Annotated in this window: 7 protein-coding genes; all 7 read right to left on the bottom strand. The window is 61.4% G+C overall.

All coding sequences use genetic code 11. The features are described 5' to 3' along the window. Positions 1-862, bottom strand: an 862-nt coding sequence (yjfF, locus tag AC1DWI_RS07265) for a galactofuranose ABC transporter, permease protein YjfF (RefSeq protein ID WP_477724601.1), incomplete at its 3' end; no start/stop codon positions are given. Next, positions 859-1,914 carry an ABC transporter permease gene (locus AC1DWI_RS07260; RefSeq protein WP_477670687.1) on the bottom strand — a complete coding sequence of 352 codons (1,056 nt, stop codon included), beginning with the start codon at positions 1,912-1,914 and terminating at the stop codon, positions 859-861. The genes yjfF and AC1DWI_RS07260, both read right to left, overlap by 4 nt. Next, positions 1,907-3,445 carry a sugar ABC transporter ATP-binding protein gene (locus AC1DWI_RS07255; RefSeq protein ID WP_477724600.1) on the bottom strand — a complete coding sequence of 513 codons (1,539 nt, stop codon included), beginning with the start codon at positions 3,443-3,445 and terminating at the stop codon, positions 1,907-1,909. Before AC1DWI_RS07255 ends, AC1DWI_RS07260 begins: the two co-directional genes overlap by 8 nt. Before the next feature lie 55 nt (positions 3,446-3,500). After that, positions 3,501-4,718 (bottom strand): multiple monosaccharide ABC transporter permease, encoded by a 1,218-nt coding sequence (gene mmsB, locus AC1DWI_RS07250; protein ID WP_457282345.1) that lies wholly within the window; start codon positions 4,716-4,718, stop codon positions 3,501-3,503. A gap of 1 nt (position 4,719) precedes the next feature. Then, entirely contained in the window at positions 4,720-6,291 is a 1,572-nt protein-coding gene (mmsA, locus tag AC1DWI_RS07245) for a multiple monosaccharide ABC transporter ATP-binding protein (protein WP_477670685.1), read from the bottom strand. A 63-nt stretch (positions 6,292-6,354) separates the two neighbouring features. Then, positions 6,355-7,425, bottom strand: coding sequence for a multiple monosaccharide ABC transporter substrate-binding protein (chvE, locus tag AC1DWI_RS07240; RefSeq protein ID WP_457282346.1), 1,071 nt, complete (start codon positions 7,423-7,425; stop codon positions 6,355-6,357). A 65-nt stretch (positions 7,426-7,490) separates the two neighbouring features. Further along, the coding region (locus tag AC1DWI_RS07235) for an ABC transporter substrate-binding protein (RefSeq protein ID WP_477724599.1) at positions 7,491-8,389 on the bottom strand (899 nt) is incomplete at its 5' end.

The raw sequence follows: 8,389 nt of genomic DNA, 5'->3' as shown, positions 1-8,389 counted from the left end.
CGCCGCCGCTGAGCAAGGTGCCGCCGATCACCACGGCGGCAATGGCGTCAAGCTCCATGCCGGTGGCGTGCAAGCCGTAGCCCGAAAGCATGTAGAAGGTGAAGACCACACCGGCCAGCGCCGAGCAAAAGCCCGATAGCGTGTAAACCCCCACCAGCGTGCGGCGCACCGGCAAGCCCATCAGCAGTGCCGATTGCTCGTTGCCGCCGACGGCATACACCGCTCGGCCAAAGGGAGTGCAGTGTGCAATGAACACCGCCGCCAGCAGCACCGCAATGGCGATCACGGCACTGATTGAGAGGGAGGCGTCTTCCCACAAGGGGATGCGCAGCTGCGAGACCTCCGAGTAAAACTCGTTGGTGATGCTGATGGAGTCGACACTAATCAGGTAGCACAGGCCGCGCGCCAGAAACATGCCGGCCAGCGTCACGATGAAAGGCTGCAGGCGAAAACGCTCAATCAGAAAACCCATGAAGGCGCCGAACGCCGTGCCCATAAGGAGCACCAGCGGAATCACCGCAGCTGGACTCCAGCCATGGTGCTCCACCAGCGCGGCAGACACCATGGTGGTCAGCGCCACCACGGAGCCGACGGACAGGTCGATACCGCCCGACAGGATGACAAACGTCATGCCCACGGCGATGATGACCAGAAAGGCGTTGTCGATCAGCAGGTTGAGGAACACCTGAGCCGAAAAGAACCCGCTGTAGAGCACCGAACCCATGGTCGCCATGGCGATGAAGAGCGATATGGTGGCCGCCAGCGGCAGGTATTTGGGATTAAAACCCGAAGCCGGCGCAGCAGGTGCCCGTTGGCTGGCGGCGGCCTCCTCTACGGGAGGCTGGGTGACGATTGTGCTCATGGCCGCATTCCCCGCGCGGCCGGCCGCCGCATCCAGATACCGATCTCGGCCCGGAATTCAGCCGATTGCAGCAGCATGACCACAAATACCACCACAGCTTTGACCACCAGATTGATCTCGGGCGGCACACCCAGCGAGTAGATGGCGTAAGTCAGGGTCTGGATGATCAGCGCACCGATGACACTGCCCACGAGGCTGAAACGCCCACCGGTGAGGGCGGTACCGCCCAGCGTCACGGCCAGGATGGCATCCAGCTCAAGCAACTGGCCCGCATTGTTGCCGTCGGCGCTTTTGACGTTGGAGCTGATCAACAAGCCCGCGATGCCCGCGCAGAAGCCGCAGAAGGCATAGGCCGCAACCATCAGACGCCGGGCCTGCACACCGGCAACGCGTGCCGCAGTCGGGTTGATGCCCACAGCCTGGATGAACAGCCCGAGGGCCGTGCGCGTCACCGCCAGATATAGCAGCGCAAAGACTACGGCCACGATAAAAAGCGAGAACGGCAAGCCCAGCAGGTAGCCACTGCCCAGGAAGAAGAACGGCGCGTAATAGATGGTGATGATCTGCCCGCCGGTGATCAGCTGCGCGATGCCCCGGCCTGCCACCATGAGGATCAGTGTGGCGATGATCGGTTGCATGCCCACCCTGGCGACCAGCAGCCCGTTCCACAGCCCGCACAGCAGCGCGACGGCCAATGCCGCCAGAATTGCCAGCGGCATCGGGAAACGGCTCACGCTCCCTGCCACCGACCCGCCAATCATCCAGGCGGCCACCGCGGCAGCAATGGCCACCACGGCGCCCACGGAAATGTCGATGCCGCGGGTGGCGATCACCAACGTCATGCCGAGCGACACCAGCACCAGCGGCGCGGCACGGTTGAGAATATCGATCAGGCTGCCGTACAAATGACCGTCACGCCACTCGACGTGCAGGAAACTGGCGTTAAACGCTGTGTTCACAGCCAGCAGCAGGAACAGCGTGATGAGCGGCCAGGCCAGGCGGTGCCTCATGGCAGTGGCCAGAGGCGAGGGGTGGTGTTTCTCTTCAGGCATGTTCAGCTGCAATCAGTTCATAGACGGTGTCTTCGCTGCTGCCTGCCGGCAACTCACCCACCTTGCGGCGGTCACGCAGCACCACAATGCGATGCGCCACGCGAACCACTTCGCTCATTTCGGAAGAGATGAAAATCACGGCCATACCGGCTTCTGCCAGGCGCAGGATCTGCTCCATGATTTCCTGCTTGGCGGCCACGTCGATACCGCGCGTGGGTTCATCCAGGATCAGCAGGCGCGGTTCGGTCGCGAGCCAGCGCGCGATCATGGCTTTTTGCTGGTTACCGCCTGACAGCAGGCCGATGGGCGTGTCCACACTTGCGGTCTTGATACCCATCGCCTGGACAAAGCGTTCGGCCAGCGCGGTTTGCTCGGCCCGCGACAAAAACCGGCGCATGCCCATGCGGGCTTGCAGCGCCAGCGCAATGTTTTCACGGACCGACAGCTCGGCCACGATGCCGTCGGTCTTGCGCTCTTCCGGGCACAGCGCCAGGCCGTGGCGGATCGCATCCGCCGGGCTGGAAAAAGTGACCGTCTGGCCGTCGATCCTGAGCACACCGCGGTCGGGTGCCTCCAGGCCGAACAACAACCGCGCCAGCTCCGTGCGCCCCGCCCCCAGCAAGCCGGCCAGGCCCACCACCTCGCCGGCACGCACGCGCAGATCCACAGCTTGCAGTTGACCGGCCTGGCCGAGGCCTTCGGCTTGCAGAAGTGCCGGCACGGCATCGTCAAACGCCTGAGGTATCGCGGTAACGGCAGATTGGGCGGCCAGCTCCCGGCCGAGCATGGCCGCTATCAATGCCTGCGGTCCCAGCTCGCTGGCCCGCCACTCGCCTACCCAGGTGCCGTTGCGCAGCACGGTGATGCGGTCTGACACCGCGTAGACCTGGTTCAGGAAATGGGTCACAAAAACGATGGCGAGCCCCTCGTCGCGCAAGCGGCGCAACACCCCAAAGAGTTTTTGGACTTCGTCATCATCCAGACTGGAAGTCGGCTCGTCAAGGATAAGGACTTTCGATTCGATGCTGATGGCGCGCGCGATGGCAACCAGCTGCTGCACCGCGACCGGGTAGCTGGACAACAGGCGCGTGACGTCAATATCCAGGCCGACACGCGCGACCAGCTCGCGGGCGCGGCGATTCAGCGCGGCCCAGTCGATGCGGTATCCCTGCGAAATGCCGCGCCGCGGATAGCGGCCCGCGAAGATGTTTTCCGCCACGGAGAGGTTGGGGCAAAGATTGACTTCCTGGTAGACCGTGCTGATGCCCAGACGCTGTGCGGCCAGGGGAGAGCCCGGCCACACCGGTTTGCCGGCCAGCTGCATCTGGCCGCCGCTGGCTTCAAGCACCCCGGTCAAAACCTTGATCAGGGTGGACTTGCCCGCACCSTTTTGCCCCATCAAGGCATGGATTTCACCGGGATACAGGCGCAAACGCACGTCGCGTAATGCGTCAATGCCCGCAAACTGTTTGTGGATGCCCGCGAGTTCCAGTACGGGGACGATGTCAGTGGCGGTAGTGGCCAGGGTCATAGAACAAGTTCCGTGCTGTGTGCTGCGGTATTTGTCTTCGAAACGGCCGGGCGGCTCATGCCTTGTTCTTGTTGTAGACGTCGACAAACACGGCGGCCAGCAACACCACGCCCTTGATGACCTGCTGGTAGTCGATGCCGATGCCCAGGATGGACATGCCGTTGTTCATCACGCCCATCACAAACGCACCGATCACCGCGCCCATGACCTTGCCGACACCGCCCGAGGCCGAGGCCCCGCCGATGAAACAGGCGGCGATGACGTCGAGCTCAAAGCCCAGGCCGGCCTTGGGCGTCGCGGTATTCAGGCGCGCGGCGAACACCAGGCCCGCCAGCGCCGCCAGCACGCCCATGTTCACGAAGGTATAGAAGGCCAGGCGCTCGGTCTTGATGCCCGACAGCTTGGCGGCCTTTTCGTTGCCGCCCAGCGCATAGACGCGCCGCCCGATGGTGGTGCGACCCGTTATGAAGTGGAACAGGAAAATCAGCGCGGCCATCACGATCAGCACATTCGGCAGACCCCTGTAGGAAGCCAGCAGGTAGCTGAAATAGATCAGGAGCGCCGAGAACATCGCCGTTTTGACGAAGAAAATGGCGGCGGGCTCGGCCTGGATGCCGTGCTTGAGCTGCTTGGCCCGCGCGCGTATGCCGGCCACGGCGAGCACGGCGGCCAGCGCCACGCCCAGCAGCAGCGAAGTCATGCGCAGGCCTTCGCTGCTCAGCAGGTCGGGCATGAAACCCGAGCTGAGCATCTGGAATGAATCGGGGAAGGGGCCGACCGACTGGCCTTGCAGCAGCGCCAACGCCAGCCCCTTGAACACCAGCATGCCGGCCAGCGTGACGATAAAAGAAGGGATGCGGAAGAACGCGACAAACCAGCCCTGAACCCCGCCTATCAGCGCGCCGCAGAGCAGGCACACCAGCGAGGCCGGCACGAAATGCCAGCCGTACTCCACCATCAGCACGGCCGCCAGCGCGCCGATGAAGCCGCACACCGAACCGACCGACAGGTCGATATGCCCGGCCACGATCACCATCAGCATRCCCAGCGCCATGATGACGATGTAGCTGTTCTGCAGGACCAGGTTGGTGAGGTTGAGGGGCTGCATGAGCGTGCCCTCGGTCATGTACTGGAAGAAGCCCATGATGGCCACCAGCGTGATCAGCATGCCGTACTCGCGGAAGTTGTGCTTCAGGTAGTCGAGCGGCGATTTGCCGCTGGCAGCGGCGGTTTTTGCCGCAATCGCTGTGGCGTTGGAGGACTCGTTGTTCATTTCAGCTTGCTTTCATGATCGCGCGCATGATCTTTTCCTGGGAGGCTTCGGCCGTCGGCATCTCGGCGATGAAGCGGCCTTCGTTCATGACGTAGATGCGGTCCGTCATGCCCAGCAATTCGGGCATTTCCGAGGAAATCATGATGATGCATTTCCCTTCTGCCGCGAGCTGGGCCATCAGGGTGTAAATCTCGTACTTGGCGCCCACGTCGATGCCGCGCGTGGGCTCGTCGAGGATGAGGACTTCGGGGCTGGTGAACAGCCATTTCCCGAGCACCACTTTCTGCTGGTTCCCGCCCGAGAGGTTGAGGACTCTCTGGCCAACGCTTGAGCACCGGATGCGGAGCTTTTCCCGGTAGCTCTGCGCGACCTGGTATTCGCGGCCGCTGTCGATGACGGAGGCACTTGAAACGCCCTTGAGGTTGGCCAGCGACACATTGAACTGGATGTCTTCGTTCAATATCAGCCCGTTGCCCTTGCGGTCTTCGGTCACATAGGCCAGACCATGGCGAACGGCTTTCTCTACCGTGCCGACATCAACAGGCTGGCCGTTCAGAAGAACCTGGCCGCTGATGCGGCGCCCCCACGAACGGCCGAAGATGCTCATGGCAAGCTCTGTGCGCCCCGCCCCCATCAGTCCGGCAATGCCGACGATTTCACCGCGCCGCACCTGCAGGCTGACACCTTTGATGAATTTCCTGTCCGTGTGCAGCGGGTGGTAGACGTTCCAGTCGCGCACTTCAAACACGGTCTCGCCAATTTGCGGCTGGCGCGGCGGATATCGGTCAGCCATCTCACGGCCCACCATGCCGCGAATGACGCGATCCTCGCTGATGGCTTCGGCACGGCAGTCCAGTGTTTCGACGGTGCTGCCGTCGCGCAGGATGGTGATCGCGTCCGCCACGCGTGAAATTTCGTTGAGCTTGTGTGAAATAAGGATGCAGGTGATGCCCTGCCCCTTGAGTTCCAGCAACAGGTCCAGCAAGGCCTGGCTGTCGTTTTCGTTGAGGCTCGCCGTCGGCTCATCGAGGATCAGCAACTTGACCTGCCTCGACAGGGCCTTGGCAATTTCCACCAGTTGCTGCTTGCCCACGCCGATGTCCGTGATCAGCGTGGCGGGTGATTCCTTGAGGCCCACTTTTTTCAGCAGGGCCTGTGTCTTGCTATGCGCAGCCATCCAGTCGATCACGCCGCGCTGTGCGGTCTCGTTGCCAAGGAAAATGTTCTCGGCAATGGATAGCAGCGGCACCAGCGCCAGCTCCTGGTGGATGATGATGACGCCCAGCTGCTCGCTGTCGTGGATGCCGAGGAACTGGCGCTCCTGGCCTTCGTAGACGATGTCCCCACTGTAGGAGCCGTGCGGATAGACCCCCGAGAGCACTTTCATCAAGGTCGATTTTCCGGCGCCGTTTTCACCGACGATGGCATGAATCTCACCCGCGCGCACGCGCAGGTTGACCTTGTTCAGCGCGACCACCCCTGGGAAGGTTTTGCGGATGTCGCGCATCTCGAGAATCGTTTCCAATGCCTGTCCTTTGGTACAAAAATCGCTCCGCAGGTGATTGACACCCATGGGCGTAAACAGTCCCGCGCCTCCCCGGCACGGGACCGTCGTGCTTTCACCCTTCAGCCGGGGTTACTTGATTTGTGACTCTTTGTAGTAACCGCTGCCAATCAGAACCTGGTTCCAGTTAGAGGCATCCACAGCCACCGGCTTGAGCAGGTAAGAGGGCACCACTTTCACGCCGTTGTTGTAGGTCTTGGTGTCATTGATCTCGGGCTGCTTGCCCGAGAGGGTGGCGTCCACCATGTTGGCCGTTACCTTGGCCAGCTCGCGCGTGTCCTTGAAGACCGTCGAGTACTGCTCGCCTTTCAGGATGGACTTCACCGAAGGAATTTCGGCGTCCTGCCCACTGACCACCGGGCAAGGCTGCTGCGCCGTGCAGTAGCCGACGCCTTTGAGCGAGGACAAAATGCCGATGGACAGGCCGTCATATGGCGACAGGACCGCGTGGACCTTTTCCTTGCCGTAGTAGGCCGAGAGCAGGTTGTCCATGCGTGCCTGGGCGACCGCACCGTCCCAGCGCAGCGTGCCGACCTTGTTCATGCCCATCTGCTTGCTGCGCACCACCAGCTTGCCGCTGTCGATGTAGGGCTTGAGCACGCTCATGGCGCCGTCGTAGAAGAAAAATGCATTGTTGTCGTCCGGGGAACCGCCGAAGAGTTCAATGTTGAAAGGGCCCTTGCCCTGCTTCAGGCCCAGCTTGTCGACGATGGAAGTGGCCTGCAGCACGCCAACCTGGAAGTTGTCGAAGGTGGCGTAGTAATCCACGTTCTTCGAACCCTTGATCAGACGGTCATAGGCGATGACCTTGACACCCTTGTCGGCCGCGTTCTGCAACGCCTTGGACAGTGTGGTGCCGTCGATGGAGGCGATCACCAGCACCTTCGCGCCCTTGGTGATCATGTTCTCGATCTGGGCAAGCTGGTTCGGGATGTCGTCATCAGCATATTGCAGGTCGGTTTTGTAGCCGCGCTCCTTGAGCACCTTGACCATGTTGTCGCCGTCGGCGATCCAGCGGGCAGAGGATTTGGTGGGCATCGAAATGCCGATGCTGCCTTTGTCTTGCGCCTGGACTGACGGTGCAATACCGAGGGTTCCCAGCACGAGGCCGGCGAGCAGGGTCTGGAGAAATGTACGTTTCATGAAATAGTTTCCTTCTGGAGGTTTGAAAGAGCGCCCCAGTATCGGGGCGCCGGCCCGGATGCTGATCAGTATTTACGCTTGGGGAATTCCTTGGCGGCTACTTCCATCGGAAAAATACCCTCTTCGGTAACGATACGTTTCTGAACGGACTTGCCGGCCTTGATGTCCTTGACTGCCGCCATCAGCTGCGGGCCCAGCAAGGGGCTGCACTCCACGGAGACATTGAGCTTGCCGGCCATCATGGCTTCGAAAGCGCCCTTGACGGCATCGATCGAGATGATGGTGATGTCCTTTGCCGGCTTCATGCCAGCCTCTTCAATCGCCTGGATCGCACCGATAGCCATGTCGTCGTTGTGCGCGAAAAGCACATTGATCTTCTTGCCTTCGGCCTTGAGGAAGGCTTCCATCACCTCCTTGCCCTTGGCCCGGGTGAAATCACCCGTCTGCGAGCGAATGATCTTGAACTTCGGGTCGGCCTTGATGATTTCTTCAAATCCTTTTTTGCGGTCAATCGCCGGCGCGGAACCCACGGTTCCCTGCAACTCAACGATGTTGACCTGGCCGCTTGTGCCCTTCATTTTTTCGACAAGCCAGCGGCCTGCCTTGCGGCCTTCCTCCACAAAGTCCGAGCCCATGAAGGAAACATACAGCGAGGTGTCTTTGACGTTCACGGAGCGGTCAGTCAGCACCACCGGAATTTTGGCGGCCTTGGCTTCACGCAAAACGGTTTCCCAGCCCGACTCGACCACGGGCGAGAACGCGATCACGTCAACCTTTTGGGCAATGAAGGAGCGGATCGCCTTGATCTGGTTTTCCTGCTTCTGCTGGGCATCGGAGAATTTGAGTTCGATGCCGGCGTCCTTGGCGGCCGATTTGATGGATTCGGTATTGGCGGTGCGCCATTCGCTCTCCGCGCCGACCTGGCTAAAGCCCAGCACGATGGGCTTTTGTGCCCATGCTGAAA

It is taken from the genome of Polaromonas sp. P3_C2 (genome assembly GCF_056402675.1).
This window is presented reverse-complemented; position numbering and strand designations above follow the sequence as displayed.